This window comes from Sphaerotilus sulfidivorans (assembly GCF_013426975.1).
In the GTDB taxonomy this organism is placed as follows: Bacteria; Pseudomonadota; Gammaproteobacteria; order Burkholderiales; family Burkholderiaceae_C; genus Sphaerotilus; species Sphaerotilus sulfidivorans.
Genome location: NZ_JACCPY010000090.1, coordinates 1 through 513 on the forward strand (window position 1 = coordinate 1; position 513 = coordinate 513).

The 513-nt window shown below is 66.3% G+C and carries 1 protein-coding gene; it reads left to right on the forward strand.

From position 1 onward, the window contains the following. A partial coding sequence (locus tag HZU84_RS20060; RefSeq protein ID WP_180693128.1) for an immunoglobulin-like domain-containing protein occupies positions 1-513 on the forward strand: 513 nt, incomplete at both ends.

A 513-nucleotide genomic window follows, 5' to 3' on the forward strand; every position in this document is an offset into this window, starting at 1 on the left:
ACGCGCTGGCCGAGGGCTCGGAAAGCATCACCATCTCGGTCGGCGAGATCACCGGTGGTGGCTTCGAGGCCATCGCGGCGGATCCGAACAAGGGCTCGGTCACCACCCTCGTTACCGATGATGTCGGCGGCCCGGGCGGCGGCACGCCTGGAGCTGAGGACACCTGTCTGGTCTCCATCACCGGCCCGGCCTCCGGCTCGGTCACTGAGGGCGAGACCGCCAAGTTCACCGTCAGCCTGAGCCAGCCGGCCGCCACCGACGTCACCATCAAGCTCACCTATTCCGGCACCGCTACCGATGGCTCGGACTACACCGCGGTCACCTCGGTCACCATTCCGGCCGGGCAGAGTTCGGTCGAATTTGATCTGAGCACGATCGACGACGCGCTGGCCGAAGGCTCGGAAAGCATCACCATCTCGGTCGGCGAGATCACCGGCGGCGGCTTCGAGGCGATTGCGGCAGATCCGGACAAGGGTTCGGTCACCACCCTCGTTACCGATGATGTCGGAGGCC